The sequence below is a fragment of the Streptomyces roseirectus genome, assembly GCF_014489635.1.
Classification (GTDB): domain Bacteria; phylum Actinomycetota; class Actinomycetes; order Streptomycetales; family Streptomycetaceae; genus Streptomyces; species Streptomyces roseirectus.
This window is the reverse complement of sequence record NZ_CP060828.1, coordinates 4,403,311-4,428,382: the sequence shown is the minus strand read 5'-3', so window position 1 is coordinate 4,428,382 and position 25,072 is coordinate 4,403,311. Positions and strand designations below refer to the sequence as shown.

General features: G+C 71.2%; 12 protein-coding genes and 1 tRNA gene. 6 read left to right on the top strand and 7 right to left on the bottom strand.

Annotated elements, in window-relative coordinates; genetic code table 11:
- Position 1 precedes the first annotated feature (1 nt).
- Entirely contained in the window at positions 2-1,792 is a 1,791-nt protein-coding gene (locus IAG44_RS18235) for a S9 family peptidase (protein ID WP_246561829.1), read from the top strand.
- Between the two features lie 50 nt (positions 1,793-1,842).
- Here the strand turns inward: IAG44_RS18235 and IAG44_RS18230 are convergent, their stop codons facing one another.
- Positions 1,843-3,657 (bottom strand): NAD-binding protein, encoded by a 1,815-nt coding sequence (locus tag IAG44_RS18230; RefSeq protein ID WP_187748159.1) that lies wholly within the window; start codon positions 3,655-3,657, stop codon positions 1,843-1,845.
- Between the two features lie 198 nt (positions 3,658-3,855).
- On the opposite strand from IAG44_RS18230, the gene IAG44_RS18225 reads away from it, so the two are divergent.
- The gene (locus IAG44_RS18225) at positions 3,856-4,899 is read left to right on the top strand and encodes a permease (RefSeq protein ID WP_187748158.1); all 1,044 of its coding nucleotides are present in this window, start codon (positions 3,856-3,858) and stop codon (positions 4,897-4,899) included.
- On the top strand, positions 4,896-5,645 hold the full coding sequence (locus tag IAG44_RS18220) for a TIGR03943 family putative permease subunit (RefSeq protein WP_187748157.1): 750 nt from the start codon (positions 4,896-4,898) through the stop codon (positions 5,643-5,645). The genes IAG44_RS18225 and IAG44_RS18220 overlap by 4 nt, the downstream gene beginning before the upstream one ends.
- A gap of 15 nt (positions 5,646-5,660) precedes the next feature.
- On the opposite strand, the gene IAG44_RS18215 is transcribed toward IAG44_RS18220, so the two are convergent.
- Positions 5,661-7,223: a hypothetical protein gene (locus IAG44_RS18215; RefSeq protein WP_187748156.1), complete on the bottom strand. Its 1,563-nt coding sequence runs from the start codon at positions 7,221-7,223 to the stop codon at positions 5,661-5,663.
- Between the two features lie 338 nt (positions 7,224-7,561).
- On the opposite strand from IAG44_RS18215, the gene IAG44_RS18210 reads away from it, so the two are divergent.
- The 3 genes from IAG44_RS18210 (at position 7,562) to IAG44_RS18200 (ending at position 16,239) form a co-directional block, all read left to right on the top strand.
- Entirely contained in the window at positions 7,562-9,022 is a 1,461-nt protein-coding gene (locus tag IAG44_RS18210; RefSeq protein WP_187748155.1) for a L,D-transpeptidase, read from the top strand.
- 186 nt (positions 9,023-9,208) lie between these two features.
- Positions 9,209-11,260, top strand: coding sequence for a flotillin family protein (locus IAG44_RS18205; protein WP_187748154.1), 2,052 nt, complete (start codon positions 9,209-9,211; stop codon positions 11,258-11,260).
- Positions 11,261-11,352: 92 nt separating this feature from the next.
- Positions 11,353-16,239, top strand: a complete 4,887-nt coding sequence (locus tag IAG44_RS18200; RefSeq protein WP_187748153.1) for a DNA repair ATPase — start codon at positions 11,353-11,355, stop codon at positions 16,237-16,239.
- A gap of 687 nt (positions 16,240-16,926) precedes the next feature.
- Here IAG44_RS18200 and IAG44_RS18195 read toward each other — a convergent pair.
- From IAG44_RS18195 to IAG44_RS18175, 5 genes are all read right to left on the bottom strand, one after another.
- On the bottom strand, positions 16,927-17,490 hold the full coding sequence (locus IAG44_RS18195; protein WP_187748152.1) for a hypothetical protein: 564 nt from the start codon (positions 17,488-17,490) through the stop codon (positions 16,927-16,929).
- Between the two features lie 10 nt (positions 17,491-17,500).
- Complete coding sequence (locus tag IAG44_RS18190) at positions 17,501-22,177, bottom strand: RHS repeat-associated core domain-containing protein (RefSeq protein ID WP_187748151.1); 4,677 nt, start codon at positions 22,175-22,177, stop codon at positions 17,501-17,503.
- A gap of 394 nt (positions 22,178-22,571) precedes the next feature.
- Positions 22,572-22,645: transfer RNA gene (locus IAG44_RS18185), tRNA-Pro, on the bottom strand.
- 46 nt (positions 22,646-22,691) lie between these two features.
- Positions 22,692-23,477, bottom strand: coding sequence for a Pr6Pr family membrane protein (locus IAG44_RS18180; protein ID WP_187748150.1), 786 nt, complete (start codon positions 23,475-23,477; stop codon positions 22,692-22,694).
- A 473-nt stretch (positions 23,478-23,950) separates the two neighbouring features.
- Positions 23,951-24,877, bottom strand: coding sequence for a metallophosphoesterase (locus IAG44_RS18175; RefSeq protein ID WP_187748149.1), 927 nt, complete (start codon positions 24,875-24,877; stop codon positions 23,951-23,953).
- Positions 24,878-25,072 lie beyond the last annotated feature (195 nt).

Here is a 25,072-nt window from a genome sequence, read left to right as displayed (position 1 = left end):
TATGAGTGACGCTGAGGCCATGCCCGAGTGGGAGAAGCGGTTCCGAGCGCCGCGGGTCTCCCTGCCCGACTGGGCGGAGGACGCCCCGGACCGCTCGCTGTTCACGTCGAACGCGACCGGGACGTACGAGCTGTACGCCTGGGACCGCGTCAGCGGTGAGCAGCGGCAGGTGACGGACCGGGCCAACGGGACGACGGACGGCAGGCTGTCCCCGGACGGCGCCTGGATCTGGTGGTTCGACGACAAGGACGGTGACGAGTTCGGCGTCTGGCGGCGGCAGCCGTTCGAGGGCGGTGCCGACGAACCCGCCACCCCCGGCCTCGACCCCTCCTACCCCGCCGGACTGGCTCTCGCGAGGGACGGTCGTACCTCCGTGGTGGGACGCTCCACCGACGAGGACGGCACGACCATCCACGTAGTACGTGAGGGGGAGGAACCCCGGGAGATCTACCGGCACCGCGAGTCCGCGGGCGTCGGCGACCTGTCCCACGACGGCACCCTGATCGCCATCGAGCACACCGAGCACGGCGACGCCATGCACTCCGCGCTGCGCGTGCTGAGACTCGACGGCACGACGGTCGCCGAACTCGACGACACGCGCGGCGGCACGGAAGAACTCGGCCTGGAGATCCTCGGGTTCGCGCCCGTCGCCGGGGACACCCGGCTGCTCATCGGACACCAGCGGCGCGGACGCTGGGAGCCGCTGGTGTGGGACGTGGCCTCCGGCGAGCAGACCGAACTCCTCCTCGACCTGCCCGGCGACGTCAACGCGGAGTGGTTCCCGGACGGCGGCTCCCTGCTGATCGCCCACAGCCACGAGGCCCGCAGCGAACTCTTCCGCTACGACCTCGCCCGGGGAGAGCTGGAGCGCGTCCCCACCCCCGCCGGCACCGTCTCCGGCGCCTCCGCGCGCCCCGACGGCAGCGCCGAGTACCTGTGGTCCTCCGCCGCCGAGCCGCCGGTCGTGCGGTCCACCTCCGGAGGGGTAGTACTCGACCCCCCAGGTATGAGGTCACCGGGCTCGGTGCCGGTCGAGGACGTGTGGGTGGAGGGCCCCGGCGGCCGTATCCACGCGCTCGTCCAGAAACCGGCCGGCGCCCGGGGCCCGCTGCCCACCGTCTTCGACATCCACGGCGGTCCCACCTGGCACGACAGCGACGCCTTCGCCGCCGCGCCCGCCGCCTGGGTCGACCACGGGTACGCCGTCGTCCGCGTCAACTACCGCGGTTCCACCGGGTACGGCCGGGCCTGGACCGACGCGCTCAAGCACCGCGTCGGCCTCATCGAGCTGGAGGACATCGCCGCGGTCCGTGAGTGGGCCGTCTCCTCCGGGCTCGCGGACCCCGCCCGGCTCGTCCTGACCGGCGGCTCCTGGGGCGGCTACCTCACCCTCCTCGGCCTCGGCACCCAGCCGGACGCGTGGGCGCTGGGCATCGCCGCGGTGCCGGTCGCGGACTACGTCACCGCGTATCACGACGAGATGGAGGCCCTGAAGGCGATGGACCGCACCCTCCTGGGAGGTACCCCGGAGGAGGTACCCGAGAGGTACGAGGCGTCCTCGCCCCTCACGTACGTCGACCAGGTGAAGGCGCCCGTCTACATCTCCGCCGGCGTCAACGACCCGCGCTGCCCCATCCGGCAGGTCGACAACTACGTACGCCGCCTGGAGGCGCGGGGCGCCGTCCACGAGGTGTACCGGTACGACGCCGGGCACGGTTCGCTGGTCGTGGACGAGCGGATCAAGCAGGTCCGGCTGGAGCTGGAGTTCGCGGAACGGCACCTCGGGAAGTAGGGGCCGGGAGGTGGGGGGTACCTCCGAGGTACCCCTCTACCTCTCAAGAACTACCCCTCCCGCCGTCCCTGCCGGCGCAGCAGATCCGCCATGCCCTGCCGGGTCGCCGCCAGGATGACCCGGTCCGTCGGCCGCAGCACCCGGTCGGCCGGCAGGTCCCAGGCGAGGCCGGTCCCGGTGTCGAGGGCGAGGACCCGCCAGTGCCCGGGACGGAACGCCTCGCCCATGGTGTGCCCCGCCAGCTGGGAGTGCCCGCCCGCCTCCAGCGCCGCGAACAGCAGCACCCGGCGCTCCACGGAGATCGCCCCCAGGATCTGGCGGCCCATCATCGCCCCGGCGAAGGAGGGCGCCGCCAGATGGGAGACGCTGCGGCTACGGGTCTTGGCGTAGGGGTGCGCGGCGCGCAGGGTGCGGTAGACGGCCGTCGCGAAGTCGTCGTCGTACAGGCGCAGCACCGCGTTCAGGTCCTGGCGCAGGGAACGGGCGTAGAGGACGGCCTCAAGGTTGGTGGTGTCGGAGCTGGTGACGGCCAGCAGGGCGCCCGCGCGCTGGATCTTCGCCGCCTCCAGGACCCCCTCCTGGGTGACGTCCCCGAGTACTACGGGAACCCTGAGCCGCCGGGCCACCGCCAGCCCCCGCGCCTCGGGCCCGGCCTCCACGCACACCACGGGGATGTCCAGCTCCCGCAGCCGGATCAGCACCCGGGTGCCGATCTTGCCGAGCCCCAGCAGGACGACGTGCCCGCTCATCCCCCGCGGCGGCTTGCGCAGCGCCCCCGCGCTGCGGAACGTCCCCAACGCTTCGAGCGCGGCGGCCAGCAGCACCGGAAGCAGCAGCAACCCCATGAGCCCGGACAGGAGTTGGAGGATCTGCCGGGCCAACGGGTCGCCCACGGCAGGGTCGTTGATGGCGAACAGGTCCAGCAGCGTCAGGTACAGCGCGCCCAGCGGATGGATGCCCGTCGTCAGCCACAGTGCCACCGCCAGCGCGAGGACGCAGCCGATCAGCCCCGCCAGCGACCACCGCAGCCGGCGCGAGAAGAGCGACGCCATCGGCGCGATGAGCCCCGTCCCGCGCCCCGTCGAGACGCCGCCCTCCGAGGCGTACGACACCTGTTCCAGGACGACGGTCCCGCGCCCCGGCGCCGCCCCCACCGCCTCGGCGTCCGGCAGGAGTTGGGGCCCCTGCTCGCCGCTGCCCTCGGTCTCCGGGGAGAGCAGCGCGAGCGTGGCGAGGCCGGGCGCGGCCCCCTCGCCGTGGTGCTCGACCGCCCGCAGCAGCAGGCCGTCCGTCTGGACGACCTTGGTGGTCCCGGCGATCGCCGTCGCCGCGAGGGCGGGCGCGGCGGTGTCGGCGTCGGACAGGACCGTCGTCGTGCCGGCGGTGAGGTCTTCGTCGCCGGACGCCAACACGGCGGCCTGGTCGAGCAGTTCCTCGATGTGCTGGCCCAACCTCCGGTTGTAGAGGCGCAGTACGAGCCGCAGCCGGGGGTTGAGGCGGCGCGCGGTGAGGGCGGCGCGGATGTTGGTCTCGTCGTCGTCATAGACCAGGGCGAGCGCCGCCGCCCTGGTCACGCCCGCCTCCGACAGGACCGCCTCGGTGGGCTCGGCGGCCTCCAGGGTCCGTTCGTCGCCCACGGGAGCCGGCTCGGCGGTCGCCGAACCGCCGTTGCCCGAGGCCCTGTTGACGGCCGCGCTGACCACCCGGTCGAGCAGCGCCGCCGAGACCGCGCGGGCCCGGCCCACCACGGGAGGGCGTACCGTGCGCTGTGCGGGCGGGACGACGAGGGTGACCTGTTCGCCGTAGACGCCCCGGAGTTCGGCGGCGAGACGGTGCGCGAGACCGTCGTCACCGCACACCACCATGTGTGCCTCGGTGTCGATCGGTCTGGCCGGATTCGGAACGCTCCCCACGACGGAGAAGACTGCCTCATCGAGACAGGTGGTTCCAGCAACGAGCTGAACGGAGCGGGCGTTTTGGCCGTACTTGAGTCGTAGGGGGCGTAGGGATCGTGGAGAGCGGAGGCCGTGCATGCGATCCGGTAGCACTGAGGTAGCCCGGCCGTGACGACCGTCGTCACCGGCCAGGACACGGAGGACGGGCACCCCGAGGACGACGGGCGTCCCGAGGGCGCGGGCCGCCCGGCGCCGCAGCGGCCTGCCCGGCTCAACTCCCCCCTGGTCCTCGTCCTCGGCATGCTGCTGATGGTGCTGTTCCAGTCGCCCCTCAGGCGCGCGCTGGGCGCCCCCGTCATGCAGAGCTGGACGACCGTGTTCGTCGCCGTCGTCGTCCAGGCCCTGCCCTTCCTGGTACTAGGGGTACTGCTCTCGGCGGCGATCGCCGTGTACGTGCCCCCGTCGTTCTTCGCGCGCGCCCTGCCGAAGCGGCCCGCGCTCGCGGTACCGGTCGCGGGAGTGGCCGGGGTCGCCCTGCCGGGGTGCGAGTGCGCGTCCGTGCCGGTGGCGGGAGCCCTCGTCCGCAGGGGCGTGCCCCAGGCCGCCGCGCTCGCCTTTCTGCTGTCGGCGCCCGCGATCAATCCGATCGTGCTGACGGCCACCGCGGTCGCTTTTCCGCGCAATCCCGAAATGGTCGTGGCGCGTTTCGCCGCCAGCCTTGTCGTCGCCTGCGCGATGGGGTGGCTGTGGTTGCGGCTCGGCCGGACCGATCTGCTGAAACCGCCGGCCCGCGCCATTCATGAAGGACGGACGAAAGGCGCGGCTTTCTGGGATTCCGTGCGGCACGACGTCATGCACGCCGGGGGATTCCTGGTGGTCGGCGCGATGGCCGCGGCCACGCTGAAAGCGGTCGCGCCCGAGAGCTGGCTGCGGACCGCCGCCGACAATCCCGTGATCGCCGTGCTGGCACTGGCCGTTCTCGCGGTGGTCCTCTCCATCTGCTCGGAGGCGGACGCGTTCGTCGCCGCTTCCCTGACCCAGTTCTCCCTGACCGCCCGGCTGGCTTTCCTGGTCGTCGGGCCGATGATCGACCTCAAATTGTTCGCCATGCAGACCGGAACGTTCGGCCGGAGTTTCGCGCTGCGATTCGCGCCGGCGACGTTCGTGCTCGCCGTGGTGGTCTCCGTGCTCACCGGGGCGGTACTGCTGTGAATCGTCAGGCTCAGTCGGCTGTTCTCTTCCTGCTCGGCGCCGCGCTGCTGCACGCCGGGACCACCGACCTCTACCTCCGGTACGTCAAGGCCGGTCTGCGGCCGTTGCTGCTGGCCGCGGGCGTGGTGCTGGTGATCGCGGCGGTGGCGACCTGGTGGTACGAGCGGCGACAGGGGCAGACCGAGGACGGCCCGGGAGAGGCGGAAGCGCACACGGCCGAAGGGGAAAGCGGGCATTCCCACCGCGAGCCCCGGATTTCCTGGCTGCTCGTCCTCCCTTTGCTCGCGCTGATTCTCATCGCGCCGCCCGCGCTCGGTTCCTACACCGCCACCCGCACCGGAACCGCGCTCCAGGAACCCGTGGTCTACGGAGAACTGCCCGCCACCGGTCCTCTTCGGCTCGCGCTCGTCGATTACGCGGGGCGGGCGATCTATGACAACGAGAAAATAAAGGGACGTACGATCCAGATCGCCGGATTCCTGGCACTGGGCAAGGACGGAACACCGTATCTGGTGCGCATGGCACTGAGTTGCTGTGCCGCCGATGCCCAGCCGGTGAAAGTCGCGCTCACCGGGGAGATTCCGCCGGTCCTCCAGCCCGACACCTGGCTGCTGATCACCGGAACCTATTCACCGCGCCGAATGGCGGACCCGGTGAACGGCGGCCCCATTCCCTTCATCCAGGTGAGCCGCGCGCAGCCGGTGACCGAGCCGACGGATCCCTACGACGAGACGTGGAACGGCTGAACCCCGCTCGGGAATTCAGAACGCCAGATCGTCCGGCCCGCTCCCGCGCCGCCGTAGGAACAGCGCCGCCCCCGCCACCGCCGACGCCCCGAGCAGGACCGCGCCGATGAGGAAGGTGTTGCGGGGGATGCCGAACCAGCCCAGTTCCGAGGCGCCCCGGGGGAGGGCGGTGCCGGGTTCGAGGGTCGCGGTCGCGGCTCCGTGGTCGTACGGGTCGGGTACCTGAGTACTACGGGCCGGGTCGTGGGAGGCCGAGGGGTGGGCGGCGCCGGTCTGGTGGGGTCCGTCGTGGGCGCCGGACGTACCAGGGGTACTACGGGACCCGGGGGCGTCGGTGTGGGTGCCGGGGAGCGCCGGGTCCGAGAAGTGGTGTCCGGGCGGGAGCAGCGAGAAGGCGGGCAGTTCGCCGGGGACCTGGGTGCCCGAGGGATGGGTGGAGGGGATACCCGGGAGGTACCCCGCGGGCAGTTCGCCGGGGAGGAACCCGGGGACCACATCGGGTACGTCGTCATACCCCGTGGAGGGGATCTCGCCGGGGTCGACGCCGGCCGCGACACCGGGGTCGTCCGTCGTCGTCTGGCCCGGCACGGGTGTACCGGGCGCGGGCTCGTCGTCGGCGGCGTCCGGCTCGGGCCCCGCTTCGACCCCCAGGGGCATCGGGACCGGGTCCACCACGGCGCCCTGGTACGGCACCCCGAACCGCAGCATGCTGTGCGCCCGCAGCATGGGCGCGCCGATCAGCCGGCCCTTGCGGTCCAGGGTGCTGGTGCGGTCGCTGCCCTCGGCGAACCCTTCGCTGACCTGCTCGCCGGGGTCGAGACGCAGCCGCGCCGTGCACCGCACGCTCTGCCCCGGAGCTACCCGGCGTAGTACCGAGGTACCCTCCGCGCACCTCACTCCCTTGGGGGCCAGCCGGCGGTCGGTGATGCTGACGGAGTGAACGGGGAGGTTGCCCGTGTTGACGAGGGCGTACTTGAGAGTGACGCGGGCCGGGTCGCCGGGTTTCGCGGGCGCGGCGATCGTCGCGCGCTGGCTCAGGGTCAGGGTGCCGCCGACCCCGGAGTACCCGGAGCGGGCCGTCGCCCGGACCGGCGCGTTCAGCGAGGGGATCCGCCCGGCGGCGGTGGCCTGCGCGATCCGCCTGCCCTTCCGCGCGCCGCCCTCCGCCGTACAGGTCGTCGAGGTCAGGCCGGGCAGCAGCCGGACCCGGTCCGAGCCGCCCGCGCAGGTGATGCGGGCCCCCTTCATGCCGGGGTCGACGACGCGGACGTCGTGCAGGTCGGCGCCGCCCTTGTTGGTGAGGCGGTACTCCTTGAGTACGGGGTGACCGGTACGGATGCCCGGGTCGACGGCGCCGATGCCGGGCCGTTTGTTGACGATCACCCGTAGTACCAGTCCCCTCGTGCCGGTCCCGTCCGCAGGGGCCGCGGCCGGGGCGGCATGGGTGGGCCAGCAGGTGGCGAGGGCGCTGCACGCCAGGACCAGCGGCAGAACCGCCCGCCGGACCAGCGTGCCGGTGCCGGCCCGGGAGACCGGGGCGCCGGTGTGCTCGTTGCACTGGGGAAATCGGATGATCATGAACGTATTGATCATTATGGTTGTGGGCGCCGCGGCGGCGGCGCGCGCAGCGGACGTCATATGGGCGCATGGATTCACCCCGTCCTTTTGGCGGGCGGCCGGTGGAGGGCGTACGGGCCAATTGAGTGTTCCGCAGGGGGAGATGAGGACGTCCCCCAGCTACTCGGACGGCCCTCTCCCGCCCGGCCGGACCTGTCCCGCACGGTCTGCCGGGGTCGGACGCGCGGCATAGGACGACGGCCCGGAGGCCGCCTTTTCGTCTGATCGGATGCTGATCATCCGTGGTTCTCGGGACACGCCGGGGACGTACGGGTGGCTCCGAGGTATCAGCCGGTTACATGCGAGCCGACCCATCCGCCCCCTCGACCCCGCTGGAGCACAGGTTGGCGCCGAGCATCCCGAGCAGCCCCGGCGGCAGGGCCCCGAAGACGTACGGCACGGCCGCAACAGCCGCCGCCGTCCTGGCCGTTGCCCTGACCGCAGCCCTCCGACCCCACGCCGACACCCCGGACGGCGACAGCAAGCCCGCCCCGCCCCGGCCCGAGGTGCGGGTCGGCGCGCACACCCTGGGACGTACGGGTCCCGTCGACCCCGACGCCCCGGTCACCGTCACCCTGAACGGACAGGGCAGCCTCACGGACGTCACCCTCAGGGACGACGCGGGCCACCGCGTGGCCGGACGGCTCGACGCCTCCTCGCGCGTATGGCGCAGTACCCACGTACTACGGGCCGCCACCCACTACGTCGCCGAGGTCCGGACCGAACCCCGCACCGGCGGCACCCCCCACCGCACGGAGTTCACCACCGCCCGCGCCCGCAGCGGCCTCCTCACGATCACCCTGGGACCCGGGGCGGGGGAGACCCGTAGTACCCGGGTGGCAGCCGGCCGTGACAGCACCCGTAGTACCCGTAGCCCCCAGGGGCCAGCCGACCCCGACGGCGCCCGCAGTACCCAGGGGCAGGCGGCAGCCGGCGTCGGGGAGACCCGTAGTACCTACGGCGTGGGCCAGATCATCACCGCCCACCTCAGCCACCCCGTACCCCCCGAGAGCCGCGCCCTCCTGGAGAGCCACCTCAGGGTCACCTCCACCCCACAGGCCGCCTCCGGCGCCTGGCACTGGCTCGACGCGACCACCCTCCACTACCGCCCCCGCACCTACTGGCCGGCCCGTGCCGAGATCCGGGTCACCGCCGACGACCTCGCCGGCCTGCGCCTCACCGACCACCTCAGGGTGGCCCCCGTACAACCCCTGAGCTTCGCCACCGGCGCCCACGTGGAGGCCGTCATCGACGCCGCCGCCCACCGGATGAGCGTCCTGCGCGACGGCATGACCCTCAGGGTCATCCCGGTGACGACCGGCAAGGAGGGCTACCGCACCCGGGCCGGCGTCAAGGTCGTCCTCGACAAGCAGGCCGTCCTCAGGATGCGCAGCACGACCATCGGCATCCCCTCCGGCACCGACGAGACGTACGACCTGCCTGTGCGCCACGCCGTCCGGCTCACCCGCAGCGGCGAGTTCCTGCACGCCGCCCCCTGGGCGACGTCGTCGTTCGGGCGCAGGGACGTCAGCCACGGCTGCGTCGGGATGAGCGACGAGGACGCGGCGTGGCTGTTCCTGATCCTCGGCGAGGGCGACATCACGCGGACCGTGCACACCCGGGGCCAGGAGATGACGCCGTTCGAGAACGGCGTCGGCGACTGGAACATGCCTTGGCGCACCTGGCTCAAGGGCAGTGCCCTGCACGGGAGAAGCGAGGCACGCCCCGCCGAACACCCCCTGCGCCCCTCGGCCTCGTGACCGGACGACGACACCCGGACCCACGCCCTTGAACCTCCAACTCCCCTACTGTCGGGCCCTCTTGACGGAATCTTGACAGGGCTCGGCATCAACACCCCTGAGAACACTGCCGAGAACCGGCAATGCGCGAAGATCCGGGCCGCGGGCACGATGACGGCACCAACCCAACGGCCCGAGGACGTACCCATGGATGTCATAGGCGTGCTGACAGCCGTCGGCCTGATCCTGCTGCTCGCCGCCCTGTTCCTCGTCTCCCGGCTCTTCCGCAAGGTCGAGCAGGGCAAGGCGCTGATCGTGTCCAAGATGCGCAAGGTGGACGTGACGTTCACCGGACAGATCGTGCTGCCGGTCCTGCACAAGGCCGAGACGATGGACATCTCGGTCAAGACGATCGAGATCACCCGCGCCGGCAAGGAGGGGCTGATCTGCCGGGACAACATCCGCGCCGACATCCGCATCTCGTTCTTCGTCAAGGTCAACAAGACGGTCGAGGACGTCGTCAAGGTCGCGCAGGCGGTCGGCACGGCCCGCGCCAGCGACCAGCGCACCCTCCAGGAACTGTTCCACGCGAAGTTCTCCGAAGCCCTCAAGACCGTGGGAAAACAACTGGACTTCACCGATCTCTACACCAAGCGCGAGGAGTTGAGATACCGCATCATCGAGGTCATCGGCGTCGACCTCAACGGCTACCACCTGGAGGACGCGGCGATCGACTACCTGGAGCAGACGCCGCTCAGCCAGCTCGACCCCGCCAACGTCCTTGACGCGCAAGGCATTCGGAAGATCACCGAACTCACCGCCACCGAGCACGTCCGCACCAACGAGGCCCAGCGCACCGAGGAGAAGGAGATCACGCGCCAGAACGTCGACGCGCGCGAGGCCATCCTCGAACTCGAACGCCGCCAGGCCGACGCCGAGATCAAGCAGCGGCGCGAGATCGAGACGACGCGGGCGCGCGAGGAGGCCGAGACCGCGCGGGTGATCGAGGAGGAACGGCTGCGCTCCCAGGGCGCGTTCCTGCGCACCGAGGAACAACTCGGCGTCCAGCGCGAGAACCAGGCCCGCGAGGTCGCCGTCGCCGCGAAGAACCGCGAGCGCGTCATCGCCGTCGAGAGCGAACGCATCGAGAAGGACCGCCTGTTGGAGGTCATCGCCCGTGAGCGGGAGACCCAGCTGACGCGGATCGCCGCCGACAAGGAGGTCGAGGCGGAGCGCCGGGAGATCGCCGAGGTGGTGCGCGAACGGGTCGCCGTGGACCGGACGGTCGCCGAACAGGAAGAAGCCATCAAGAAGTTGAGGGCCGTGGAGGAGGCGGAGCGCGAGCGGCAGGCCGTCGTCATCGCCGCCGAGGCCGAGGCTCAGGAGAAGCTGGTCAAGGACATCAAGGCCGCAGAGGCCGCCGAGGCGGCGGCAGTTCACCGCGCCGCTGAAGAACTCACCCTGGCCGAGGCCCGGTTGAAGAGCGCCGACCTCGACGCGCAGGCCAAGCTGCGGCTAGCGGAGGGCATCCAGGCCGAGGCCGCCGCCGAAGGGCTCGCCGCCGTGCAGGTGCGCGACAAGGAGGCCGAGGTCATCGAGAAGACCGGCCGCGCCGAGGCCGAAGCGGCGGCGGCGAGGATGCGCGCCGAGGCCGAGGGCACCCGCGCGACCGCCCTCGCCCGCGCCGAGGGCGCCGAGGCGCAGGCCCTCGCCGACGCCAAGGCCATCGGCGAGAAGCTGAAGGCCGAGGCGGCGGGGCTCACCGACAAGGCCGCCGCGATGGCCGCCCTCGACGAGGCGTCCCGCACCCACGAGGAGTACCGCCTGCGGCTCGCGGCGGAGAAGGAGATCCGCCTCGCCGGGCTCGACACGCAGCGGCAGATCGCCGAGGCACAGGCCACCGTCCTCGCGACGGGCCTGGAGAACGCGGACATCGACATCGTCGGCGGCGACTCGGTCTTCCTCGACCGCCTCGTCGGCTCGATCGCGCTCGGCAAGGGCGTCGACGGATTCGTCCAACACTCCGACACCGCACAGACGTTGGCCAAGCCCTGGCTCGACGGCACGACCCCCTTCACCGACGACCTCACTCGGATGCTGGGCTCGATCAGCACGTCCGACGTCCAGAACCTCACCGTCTCCGCCCTGCTGACGAAGCTCATGAAGTCCGGCGTCACCGTCCCGCCGCAGCTGAGTCAACTCCTCGACACCACAGCCCAGTCGGGCCTCGCCGAGCTGAACGCCACCGCGAGGCCCTGATCCCCGGCGGGACGCCGCAGCTGCCGCGCGGGGGGCAGCAGCTGCGGCGTCCCGCCCGCACGACCACCACGTCAACACCCCTGGGGGAGAAGTTGAGTTCACGCGCCCACGACGGTGCCGACCCCGGCACCTACGAACTCCTCCGCGACCGCCTCACCGCCCAGGCCGCCGAACTCACCCGGCATACCGAGGAGTTGAACGCCCGCCGCATCCAGGAGTTCGGCGCCACCGGTCTCGCCCTCACCGGCACGGACACGCTGCGCACCGAACACCCCGGCCTGCCCCGGGACATCGTGGCCATCGGCGACTTTCTCCTCTTCGGGTACGACACCGCCGCCGATGTCCACGGCCGCCCCGAGCGGCAGGTCGCCGACGTACTCGCCCTGTACGACCGCGAGTTGAACCGCGTCCCGGGCGACTCGCTCCCCGGCCTCCTCGACTCCCCGGAATTCCTGCGGGAGTTCACCGCCCTCCACCGCTACTACCGCCAGGCGAGCCTCCTCAGGCTCCGCCTCACCGACGACCGGCTGCTGGCCGTCTTCAGGACCGGCGAGAAGACGGACGACACCAAGGTGCTGCGCTGGTCGCAGGCCCCGACCGGACACCCGGAATTCCTCGACGCGCGGGGCGACCGGGACCACGTACGACCTGAGAGCCACGACTTCCCCTGGACCGAGGTACTACGGGACGACCATGTCCAGGGCCGCTACGCCCGGCTCCCCGAGGGCCTGCGGATCTCGACGTCCGACGCCGCCCTCACCCTCACGACGGACACCGGCGACACCCTCCACACCGAGCCCGTCACCGAGGCCCTGCAGTCCCTGGCCGACGCCGACATCGCCCACGCCCGCGTCGGCCCCCTGATCCTCGTCCGGGTCCGCCCCTACCGGGAGGACACCCACCGCTACCTGGTCGCCAACACCCTGACGCGGACGGCCGTCCGGCTCGACGGAATCGGACAGGCGTGCCGGCGCCTCCCCGACGACCAGGGCATCGTCTTCCCCGGCGGCTACTGCCTCGCCTCCGGGGCGCACAAGACCTTCGACCTCGACACAGAGGGCCTGGAGTTCGAACGGGAGGTGCGCTCCCCGTACGGGGAGGACGTCCTGTACGCCTTCAGTACTACGGGGGCGACCTCCAGTGCTACGAGTCCGGCCTTCAGTACTACGGGTACGACGCTGCTGCTGTCGTACAACACCATCCGCAAGGAGTTCGCCGCACCGCTGCCCTGCCAGGGCTGGGCCCGCTGGGACGACGGGGAGCTGGTGGTGCTGCGGGCGGGCGACGAACCGGGACGCGTGCACGCCGTGCAGCGCTGGACGTCGCCGTACGTCTCCGACACACACGCGGAGACAGGGGGAGGCGGCGAGGCACTGGGCCGGGTGGGGAACGCCGACCTGGTGCGGGGGATCGCCGACTGCCTCTCGATCGCGCGGTCGGTGGGGGAGACCACCGCGACGGTCGAGGGGCACGAGGCACTGGTCGCCGCCTGCGTACGCGCGGCCGACACCCACCACTGGCTCGCGGACGCCGAACTCGGCGGCCTCGGCGCCCTGTTGGCCGCCGTCCAGGCTACCGCCGAACAGGTCCTCGCCGAGTTCCGCACCGTCCGCACCCTCACCCGGCAGGCCGCCGACGCCCTCGACGAAGCCGCCGAACGGCTCGCCTCGACCGTGCGCCGGCTGCGCGGCGAGACCCCGCGCACCGCCTCCGCCTGGGTGACCGCACTGACCGAACTCCGCCGCGCCCAGGGCCACTTGCTGACGCTGAAAGAGGTCCGGTACGCGGACCTGCCCCGCATCGACGCGCTGGCCGAACAAGCCGGCGCCGACCTGGACCGGTTCGGACGCCGGGCCGTCGAACACCTGGCGAAACCGGACGCCTTCGACACCCAACAGGCCGAAGTGGAAGCCCTGTTGGCCGACGCGGCCGCCATCACGACCGTCGCGCAGGCCGGTTCCGTCGCCGATCGCATCGACACGGCCGGGGAGGGCCTGCGCACGGTCACCGAGGTCGTGACGGGCCTCGACATCGCGGACGCGACCGTCCGGACGTCCGTACTGGAGCGGATCGCCGACGTCCTCGGCGGCGTCAACCGCGCCCGTGCCGTCCTCGACACCCGTCGGCGGGCCCTGCGCGACAGCGAGGGACGTGCCGAATTCGCCGCCGAATTCGCCCTGTTGGGGCAGACCGTCACCGGCGCGCTCGCGGCGGCGGACACGCCGGACGCCTGCGACACCCAACTCGCAGGCGTACTCGTCCGGTTGGAGAACCTGGAGTCGAGGTTCGCCGAGTTCGACGACTTCCTCACCCAACTCGACGACCGGCGAACCGAGTTGGCCGACGCCTTCGCCGCCCGCAAGCAGAGCCTGCTGGACGCCCGAGCCCGCCGCGCCGAACACCTCGCCGCCTCCGCCACCCGCGTCCTGGAGACCATCGCCCGCCGCGCGGCGACCCTGCCCGACGCCGACGCGGTCAGCACCCACTTCGCCTCCGACCCGATGGTCGCCAAGATCCGCCGCACGGCCGGTGAACTACGCGAACTCGGCGACATGGTACGGGCGGAGGAGCTGGACGGCCGGCTCCGCGCCGCACGCCAGGAGGCGACCCGCGCCCTGCGCGACCGCACCGACCTCTACGCCGACGACGGCCGCACCCTGCGCCTCGGCGCCCACCGCTTCGCCGTCACCACCGAACCCCTGGACCTCACCCTGGTCCCCCAGGGTGACACCCTCGCCTTCGCCCTGACCGGCACCGACTACCGCGCCCCCGTCACCGACCCCGCCTTCACCGACACCCGCCCCCACTGGGACCGCTCACTCCCCTCCGAGTCCCCGCAGGTCAGCCGCGCCGAACACCTCGCCGCCCGCCTCCTGCGCGACCCCGGCCCCACCGCCCTCGCCACCACCGACGACCTGCCCGCCCTCGTACGCCGGGTAGCTCAGGAGTCGTACGACGAGGGATACGAGCGGGGTATCCACGACCACGACGCGACCGCGATCCTGCGCGCGCTGCTGCCCCTGTACGACCGCGCCGGCACCCTCCGCCACGAGCCGGCCGTCCGCGCGGCCGCCCTCGTGAGCTGGACGCACGGCGTCGGCCCCGGCGAGCGCGAGACGCTGACCCGGCGAGCGGTGTCGCTGGCGCGGGTCGGCGAGATCTTCGGCACGGCACCCGGACTCCCCGAGTTCACACGGGAGTTGGCCTCGGCTCTGGGGGAGTCGGACGCGGCAGCCACCTACCTCTTCGAGGAGATCACCGGCGGGCCCGAGGGGTTCGTCCTGAGCGATCCGGCGCGGACCCTGCTGGACAAGTTCCGCTCCACCGTGGGCAGTTCGGCCTACGAGGCGTACGCGGACGACCTCGCGGCTCTCGGCGGGCCGGCGGAGCGGCGGCAACTGGTGACGGCATGGCTGTCGGCGTACGCCTCCTCAACCGGCCTGGACATCACGGAAGGTGAGCTGGCGGAGGCCGTATCGGCCGAACTGTGCCCGGAGTCGACCCGATACCCGCCCGAAGTATCGCCCGTGGTCACGATCGAAGGACTGCTGTCCGCCCACCCACGGTTCGTGGACGGCAAGTTGGTCCTCCGCATCGACGAATTCCTCGCCCGCACAGGCCAGTTCGCCGACCACGACGTGCCCGCCTTCCGCGCGTACCAGCAGCGCCGGGCCCAACTGGTCGCGGCGGAACGGGCACGACTGCGCCTGGCGGAACACCGGCCCCGGCCCATGACGGCGTTCGTCCGCAACCGTCTGATCGACGAGGTGTACCTGCCGCTGATCGGGGACAGCCTCGCGCGGCAGATCGGCACCGTGGGGGAGACGAAGCGGACGGACACCGGCGGCCTGTTGCTGCTGATTTCCCCGCCGGGATACGGAAAAACGACCCTGATGGAATACGTGGCACACCGGCTCGGCCTGATGCTGGTCAAAATCAGCGGCCCCGCACTCGGAAACGGAGTCACCTCGCTCGACCCCGCCGAGGCGCCGAACGCGACGTCCCGCCAAGAGGTCGAGAAAGCCAACTTCGCGCTGGCCGCCGGAAACAACACCCTCCTCCATGTCGACGACATCCAGCACGTCTCCGCCGAGTTCCTGCAGAAATTCATCCCGCTGTGCGACGCGACCCGGCGTATCGACGGAGTATGGGACGGTGAACCCCGGACCTTCGATCTCCGGGGCAAGCGATTCGCCGTCTGCATGGCCGGAAACCCTTTCACCGAATCCGGCGCGCGATTCCGCGTCCCCGACATGCTCGCCAACCGCGCCGACGTATGGAACCTCGGCGACGTCCTCACCGGAAAGGAATCCGCCTTCGCGGAAAGCTTCCTGGAGAACGCCCTCACCTCCCACCCCGTCCTGTCCCCCCTGGCCGGACGCGACCGCTCCGACCTCCACCTCCTCGCCCGCCTGGCCCAGCACGACCCCACCGCCACCCCGGACCGGCTGCGTCACCCCTACACCCCCGCCGAAATCGAGAAAATCCTCTCCGTCCTACGACACGCACTACGCGCCCGCGAGACAGTCCTCACCGTGAATTCGGCCTACATCGCATCCGCCGCCCAATCCGAGAAATCCCGCACCGAACCCCCGTTCCGCCTCCAAGGCTCCTACCGGACGATGAACAGAATCGTCCAGCGCATACGCCCCGCGATGAACGACCGAGAACTCGACGCCATCATCGCCGACCACTTCACCGCCGAGGCGCATACCCTTTCCCACGACGCCGAAGCAAACCTCCTGAAACTCTGCGAACTGCAAGGAACCCTCTCCGGCCCTCCCCTGAAACGCTGGGAGTCGATAAAGGCGTCCTACATTCCAGCAGGCGGCACAGACCCGATAGAGCGTGCCGTCACCGCCCTGAACATACTCGCCGAGCGAATGACAGCGGTCGAGGAGGCCATCGTCCGATCGGCGATGAGCAGCAGGGGAGTCCGTCCCCTTCGTGACAGCGTCGAGAACGTCCCCGAGCCGTAGCCGGGCCGTCGCCCCAGAGCACGAGGCCGGGCTGACCGAAGGCGCGGATCACCTCCGGTGTGAGCCCTGGAAGCGCCAGGACCACACGGGCCCACGCCTCCCTCAAGTGGAGCCCACCGTCCAGGTGCTTCCGGAGATCCGAGGTGATCCGGATCAGCGCCTTCTCCGGGGAGGAACGGCGGGCCAAGACCTCCGGGAACGCCGGCTTCGACCGGAATGAAGAGAAGGCGGAGGACAGCAGCACGAGTTCCACGAGGGCGTCGTCCCCGGCACACCGTGCCAGGTAGCCGCCGAGGATTTCCTCGGAAGCGCCGGCGAGTTCGCGGACAGTGACCTGACCGGGGTCTCCCAGCGCCGCGCGACACCGCCGCAGGATCCCCCGGGTTGCGTTCGATCGCCGTACGCAACCCCGCGAGCTGTTGATCGGCCTGCCACGTCTCGTGGCTGAGGCATTCCTCCGACAACTCCGACAACTCCGGCGTCCCGGCTGCCCATGCGGACGACAGCCTTTCAGCTCGGCCACCACCGCCGAGGCGAGCACTTCACCACAGCCTTCGCGGCCGAGCGACAGGGAAGCCCCCTCATGGAACCCCCTCATAGGGAGCCTCCTCACAGGGTTGTGCTTCCCCTCGCAAACCGCTGTCGGCCGCAACCCTGAGCACCCACACCCGAGCCGACCCACTGAGCTCACAGCCCGCCCGTCTCCGCCGCCCACCTACCCGCCGTGTGGACCTCCGGCCCCTCGACGTGCGCGGCGCCGGCCACGTACAGCAGCCACCGCAGCTCCAGGGAGCCGAAGAAGGACTCTCCCCAACTGTCCACCCAGACACGGACCCGCGCCGGACCCGCGGAGACGACGTCCCAGAATTCCCAGCCGCGGGACTCCTCGTCCGGATCGAACCGGTAGATCCAGTTCTGGAGGCGCCAGGGATTGGCTCCACCACTTGCGGCGAGGAAAGCGGCACGGCCGTTCCGGGAGAATTCATGCGAGGTCTCGCCATCCCGCGTGGAGATCTCCGTGAACCACTCGGGAAATTCGTCCACCGGCAGATCGTCATCGCCGAACTCCGCCGTACAGGCCAACTGGAGCGCCGCCGAAAGAACATCACGCACCCGCTGTACGTACACCTCCGTGGAGCCCTCGGCGACCTCGACGGTGAAGACCGCCAGAACAGGCGGAGCCGCCTCGATCCTGGACCGTTGCCGCACCCGGTCCCGTTCAGCGGCGACGCTCTCCTCGCTATGGATCATGGGCACAAGCCTACCCGTCCTGCACGACGCGCCCGGAGTTGCGGATGATCTCGGAACGCAGGCCGTCGAAGAGTTTGTGCGGAATTCCGTAGAGGTCGCTCCCCTTGGTCGGATCGGAGATCTCCGGGTATTCCTTGAGCAGTTCCTTCCACTCTCCCCGGGTGAAGGAGTCACCGTCCGGATGATCGTCCTTGTTCTGTGGCAGAGCGGATTCTCTGATCCAGTCCCGGTATTCCCTGGAGACGTCGAAGGAGACGATCTGGCCGCCGTCACCCCGGTATTCGATGGTGTGCCTGATGTCGTCGCTCATGTTCACATAGAGCTTGCCCTTGCCGGTGAGCGTCACCTCACCGTTCTCACCGATGTGAATGCGCCGGCTCAGCGGATGGTCGGTCTGCTTGCGGTAGACCGAGATCGTGTCCTCGTCACAGGGCGCGAGCCCCAGCGGGTCCGCCCACGTGTGCGGATTGTGCACGTACGACGCGGGGTTGGGCGCGGGCGCCAGGCCCAGAGGGTCGCCGGTGAGGTAGCGGGCGGTCTCCGGGTCGTAGTGGCGGAAGCAGTTGTAGTGCAGACCGGTCTCGGGGTCGCTGTACTGGCCGGGGAACCGCAGCGGGGTGTAGGCGGTGGCGCCGGTGTGCCAAGTGGTGGAACCCCACAGGGTGGTGCGGGTGCGCCAGGCGATCTCGCCCTGCTCGTCGACGAGTTCGCGGGGCGAGCCGACGAGGTCGGTGACGATCGCGAAGAAACGGGAGTCGATCTCCCGCTGCGGTGCCTCGGCCGTGGTGATGCGCTCGGTCTGGGTGATGGGCTTCAGCCCCTGGTGGTCCCAGGTGAGGCTGACCGGGTTCGGCAGGCCGTCGGAGCGTGTCGTCTGCTCGCACAGCGTGGCGCCGTCCCAGGTGAAGTCGACCCGCTCGACGACCGTTTCACCGTCGGCGCCGAGACGGAGCTTCGCGGCGCGGCGGCCCAGCGGATCGTAGGTGTACCGCCAGCGGGTGCCGTCCGGGGTGGTGACCTGGACGAGCCGGTCGTCCGTGTCCCACACGTAACGCCAGGTCTCCGGCTTGCGCGACAGCCGGGTCTGCTGACGCAGGGTGATCCGGCCCAGGGCGTCGTGCTCGTAGCGGACGTTACCGGCGCGGGTGATGCGGGTGCCGGTGTAGGTGCGGTCGCCGGTGGCTTCCTGACCGGGATGCGGGGCGGGCCAGGAGGCGTGGGCCTGGTTGCCGGCCGCGTCGTAGGCATACGTCTCGGTCCAGCCCTCGGCGTGGACGGCGGTGACGCGGCCGACCGCGTCGACGCCGAAGCGGCGCGTGCCGTTCAACTGGTCGTCGAGAGCGGTGAGATACCCGTCGTCCCGATAGGTGTAGGCGCGGCGCTGGAGGACGGAATCTTCCCGGCGGCCGACGGCGGACTGGGTGGCGAGCCTTCCCCGCGCGTCGTAGGTGCTGTGCAGCGTGAGGAAGTCGCCGACGTGGCGCGTGAGTTCGCGGCCGGCCGCGTCGTACGCGATGTCGACGGGACGTCCGGAGACGACCAGGCGCGTACGCCGGCCCGCCGCGTCGTACGACCACGTGGTGGTCGCGCCGACGGGGGTCGTGCGCCCGCTGCGGCGCCCCAACTCATCGTAGCTGTAGGTGATTTCCCGGCCGTCCACGGTCTCGGAGCGGACGAGGCCGTACTGGTCCCGTGTCACGGTCAGACGGGTGCCGTCGGGGCTGACGGCTTCGGCGAGCCGGCCGTTGCCGTCGTAGGTGTACGTGGTGACCCGGCCCGCGGCGTCCTTGCGGAGGACCTGGCCCAGCGCGTCGCGCTCGAAGGTGGTGGTCTCGCCCAGGCCGTTCGTGCGGGCGGTGAGGCGGCCCGCGGCATCGTGCCGGTAGCTGAGCACGTGGCCGTCGAAGTCGGTCTCGGCGACCGGACGGCCCGCCGCGTCGCGGGTGTAACTCCAGGTGAGTCCTTGGGGGTTGGTGACCCGGGTGAGACGCAGCTCGGTGTCGTGGCCGAACTCGTGGCGCACGCCGTCGGGGGTCGTGCGGGCGGTGAGCAGGTCGAAGTGGGTGTACTCGAAGCGGGTCTCGCCGCCGAGCGGGTCGACGTGAGCGGTGCAGTTCCCTTCGCCGTCGTAGGTCCAGGACTCGCTGGTGCCGTCCGGCCGGATACGCCTGGCCAACTGCCCCTCGGGCGTCCACTCCAGGCGGGTCGTCGCGCCCGTCGGATCCGTCCGCGTGACGGGGCGGCCGAGAGCGTCGTGGGTCTGGCGGGTGACCGCGCCGAGCGGGTCCGTGATCTCCTGCGGCAGGCCCGCCGCGTCGCAGCGAATGGTGGTGATGTTGCCGAGCGGGTCGATGACCTCGGTGGGCCGGCCCGCCTCGTCGTGGGTGAAACGGGTGGTGCGACCCCCAGGAGTGGTGAGGGAGGCGAGGTTGCCGCGGTCGTCGTAGGCGCGCAGGGTGACGTTGCCGTCGGGGGTGCGGACGCTGAGAGGCTCCGGGAACTCGCCGTACTCGGCGGTGGTCTCGCTGCCGTCGGGACGCACCACCGCGATGAGGCGCCCCGCGTCGTCGTAGCGGTGGACCACGCTGTGGCCCAGCGGGTCGGTGCGGCTGAGGAGGCGGTCGCGGTCGTCCCAGGTCCGGGTGGTGGTGTTCCCGAGCGGATCGGTGATCGCGACGATCTGGCCGCGCACGTTGGCACGGTAGACGGTGGCGTGCCCGAGGGAGTCGGTGTAGGTGGCGGTGGTGGTGCCGTCGGTACTCGTACCGCCGTATGTGACACGGGAGTTGAGGAATCCCCCGCTGCCCCGGGTGGCGGCGACCCGGCCCAGGTCGTCGTAGACGTACGTGAAGACGGTGTCGTTGCTGTCGCGCCAGCCGGTGATGCGGTGGGCGCCGTCGTAGGTGAGGCGGGTGGCCGCGCCGACGGCGTCGATCACCTCGGTCAGGTCACCGCCCGCGTCGTAGTGGTAGCCGCGCAGCCGCAGCGGGCCGGCCTCGGTGAGCGCGTGCACGGCGGTCACCCGGCCGGTGCCCTCGGCGCAGGTCGGCGTCAGACGGTAGCCACCGGAGTGGGCGACCGACAGCAGGACGTCGTCCGCGTCGCGTTCGAGGGTGACGTGGTTGTGGTTGCGGTCCTCGATCCTGGTCAGCCACCAGATGCCGACGGCGGTCTCGGCAGGCTCGAAGTACCGGGTCAGGCCGGAGTGCTGGTCCCGCACCACGAGTACGTACCGGGCGCCGTCGGACCGGTAGGTCAGCGGCAGGCGCTCGCCCGCCACCGGGTCGACGCGGTCGCCGACGATGTCCGGGGTGCGCGGGTAGTACAGGCTGGATCCGTCCTCCCTGCGCCACCACACGCCGTCGGCCCCGGGGTCACGCTCCAGTCGCTCGTCGAGGGTGGAGGCCCAGGACGGGCCGAAGCAGATGCCGTGCGCGTAGCCGGTCAGGTGGGTGCGGCGCAGCGTGAGCGACAGGGTGCCGGGCAGGTCGACGTCGGTCTGCGCCATGACCAGCTGGCCGGTGGCCATGTCGATCGGGTCGCCGCAGGTCTCCTTGTTCGCCAGGGCTCGGGCGTCCTTGGCGCGCTGCGGCAGGTCAGGATCGTGCTCGGCGTTCGCGTCGGTCCGGCGCCGGGAGCCTGAGCCGGGCAGCCCGTCACCGTCGCCCCTGCCGTCGCCGTGCTTTCCCACGTCGATGCTGTTGGCCTTGTCCCCGACGCCGTGGTCGTTGCCCTTGTGCAGCCGGGAGGTGGCCTTCACCCGGTCGGGGACGGTTTCACCGACATGCTTGACGATCTTGCCGAGCGCGTTGTCCGTGCCCTTGAGCGCGCCGTGCAGCACGCTGTCGAACGCCTGGGTGAACGGGTCGCGGCCCTTGCTCCGGCCGAACGCGTTCCTTGCCCTTCCCAGGGGTGAACTCGCCGCCGTGTGCAGGTCGTTGCCGTGCCGCGAGACCTTTCCCGCGCCGTCCTCGAACTCGACGTGGTCGATCCTGGTGACCGGCACGGAGCCGCTGCCGGCCTCGCCGCCGGCCGAGGCGAGCTGCATCCCGCTCTGGCCGTGCCCGCCGTGCCCGCCGTGCCCGTCACCGGTCGGCATGGAGGCCGGCATGGAGAACGCCCCCTCGGCCAGGTCGAGCACCATGTCCTCGGCCATCGCCTCCAGCTTGGCGTTGACCGGTTCGGTGAGCTTGGCCAGGACCTCGTCGACGATCCGCTCCACCGCCTCGTCGATGATCCGCTTGACCACCTGCCGCATCGCCGTGACCTCGGCCGCGCCGATCAGGGCGGACAGGCCGCCGGTGACGACGGCGAGCCCGGCCGAGATGCCCACCGAGGCCGCCATCACCCCCAGTTCGATCTCGGCCTTGGTCTTCATCCCGTGGACGATGTCCGCCAGGACGTCACAGGCGTCCGCGAACAGCCTTGCCAGCTCCGGGAGTTTCTCCAGGTGGCCGGCCTTCACCTGGTACCAGTGCTTCTCGAACGCGTCCACGGCCCAGCCCTCGGAGGAGGACAGGATCCGGGCGATCGCCCTGTGCGCGTTGCCGCCCTGGCCCTCGAACCGGTCCGCGAACTCCCGCATGGCCTCGGCCATTTCGCGGTAGTCGTCCTCATCCACGTTGGGGAAGCTGATCCCGATGAAGTCCAGGACGTCGTCCAGCCAGCCCGGAATCGTGTAACCCATCCGCGTTGTCCCCCGTGTGTCCTCCGCAGCCCGGTGCCCGGCTGTCACATGTGCCCCGAAACTCTACCGACGGGGACCTTCCGGACGGAGTCCCGGTTGTGCGGGGCTCCGGGAGCGAGTTGATCGAAGGGACGGCCGAGTGAGGACGCGGCTTTCGGGAGCGGCGCCACTGACGTGGACCTGCCGCTGGTCTCCGCCGACCCGTCCCGTGTTTGACCTGGTTGCCGCTTGAACTCGCCGGTGAACACCCCGTGGTCGTCGAGGAAAGGGCCTCTCCCTTGCCGGGGAGCCGGACACCGAAGATCACACCCAGTTGGCACCCAGAACATGCCCACAACGCAGGTCAGGCCCGGCGCTGATCTCTCAGCACCGGGCCTGACCTGGTGAAACACTGTCGGGGTGGCGGGATTTGAACCCACGACCTCTTCGTCCCGAACGAAGCGCGCTGCCAAGCTGCGCTACACCCCGATGTCGCTACGGCTACTGCTTGCTTGTCGCGGCGACGTCGTTAACTTTAGCCCACGGGCGGCTGGAGACGAAATCCGGTTTTGGGGTGGGGGCGGACGGGGCTGGGGCGGACGTGGTCGAGGGCGGTGAGGAGGAGCGCGAGGGCGTAGATGGCGAGGCCGAGGAGGAGGGCGTTGGCGAGGGTGTGGCGGTAGCCGTCGGCGGCGGCGTCGAGGAAGGGGTAGAGGTAGCGGGAGGGGGAGGCGGACGGGAGGAGGTGGCCCCGGGTGAGCGTGAACGCCAGGTACAGGAGGGGATACACGAGCCAGGGCGCGGCCTGACGCAGTCGCAGGCGGGCCGGCGGAGTCAGCAGCAGCCAGTCGAGGACGGCCGCCGCGGGGATCGCCGTGTGCAGGAGGTGCCCGGTGATCGCGTGCCAGCCCGTCGTGCCGCCGGTCAGCGGCGCCGCCTGCGCGTTGTCCGCCAGCAGCAGGTGGTACGTCAGGGCGCCGGTGACCGTGTAGAGCAGGGCCGCGCCGGTCAGCGCGCCGGAGAGGGGGCGCCGCGCCGACCACGCCCGCCGCGCCGACGCCGCCGTCACCAGCGCCAGCAACAACGTGCTCTGCACGGAGAAACGGCTCAGCACGGTCAACGGTTCGCCCAGCGCCACCGCCATCCCGACGGCCGCCAGCGCCGTCCCCGTCAGCAGCAGCCGCAGCATCGCCGCCAGCGGTCTGCGCACCGGGGCGACCACCGCCGTCGCCGGTACCTGGGAGACGTACGAGGGGAAGAGCGCGTGCGTACGGGGGATCGCCGGCAGGTCCGGGATGTCCCGGGGTATCGGAGCGGTCATGCCCCCCAAGCTAGGCAAACCCCGCATACCGGGCGATCCGGGTGGGCTGTGTGGGGGACGCCACTCAGCCACCCACCACCGACGCGGACGTCCGACCCGCCCCGACACCCCACCACCGCCCCGCCTCCAGCCCACGCCGGAGCACCACCCGTCCGTCACCGCACCCCGATGCCCTCGCCAAGCCTCCCGCCCGTTCACCACGCCGTCCCGCGAGCCCGGTCCTGAACTGGAGCCTCCGGCCGACCGTTCCCGCACCGCGCCGACCGTTCCCACATCGCGTCGACCGTTCCCGCACCACGCCGAACACCCCATCCGGCCCGTTCACGGCGCCGCCCCACAAGCTCCGCCCACCCCACCCCCGCCTGGCGCCGCGCCCCCCGCCCGGCGTCGAACCGCCCCCCGGCCGGTCACGAAAGCCGCGACCGGCGCCGGGAAAGCACCCACCCCAGCGAACCCCCCCTCACCCCAAGCCCCTACCCCCGTTCCACCAGCGTCAGCAACGTCACCTCCGGCGGGCACGCGAACCGCACCGGCGTGTAGCGGTTCGTCCCGCACCCCGCGGAGACGTGCATGTACGCAGTCCGCCCCCCGGCCGTATGCGTCGACAACCCTTTAACCCGCCCGGTGTCCAGATCGCAGTTCGTCACCAACGCCCCGTAGAACGGCACGCACAACTGCCCCCCGTGCGTGTGCCCGGCGAGGATCAGCGGATAGTCGTCGGCGGTGAAGGAGTCGAGGGCGCGCAGGTAGGGCGCGTGGACGACGCCCATGGAGAAGTCGGCGGAGGCGGACGGCCCGCCGGCCACCTGCTCGTACCGGTCACGGCGGATGTGCGGATCGTCGAGCCCGGTCAGCTCGACGGAGACGCCGTCGATCTTCAGGACGCCGCGCGTGTTCGTGAGGTTGAGCCAGCCGGCGCCGTCGAAACCGTCACGCAGGTCTTCCCAGGGGTTGTGGACGATGCCGACGGCTGGGGCGTTGCCGTTGAGACCGTGCTTGCCGCTCACCTTCTCCGCGAGGTACCTCGCGGGGTTGCGCAGCTTCGGCCCGTAGTAGTCGTTGGAGCCGAAGACGTACGCGCCCGGGAACTCCATCAGCGGGCCCAGCGCGTCCAGCGTCTCCGGGACGCCCTCCGGGTCGGAGAGGTTGTCGCCCGTGTTGATCACGAAGTCGGGGCGCAGGCCGGCGAGGGAGCGCAGCCAGCGCTGCTTCTTGCGCTGCCCGCCGACCATGTGGATGTCGGAGACCTGAAGCACGCGCAGCGGACGCATCCCCGGGGGCAGGACGGGGACGGTCACCCGCCGCAGCCGGAACGAACGGGCCTCGAACCCGGCCGAGTAGAGCAGTCCGGCGGCGCCGACCGCCGCGATTCCCAGGGGGACTCCGTATCGCGCTTGCATACGGCCATCGTGTCAGACCCCGCCCCTCCGTTTCCCCGCCCGCCCCCCTGATCCGACCCTCATCCGCCCCCTAGGTGCACCTCTGGCCAAAACCCCGAGACCCGCCCCACCAACGCCCCGCCTACGCCCTGGCAATGTCCCGCCCCACCAACGCCCCGCCCACGCCTCGGAGAACCCCACCGACCTCGCCCGACG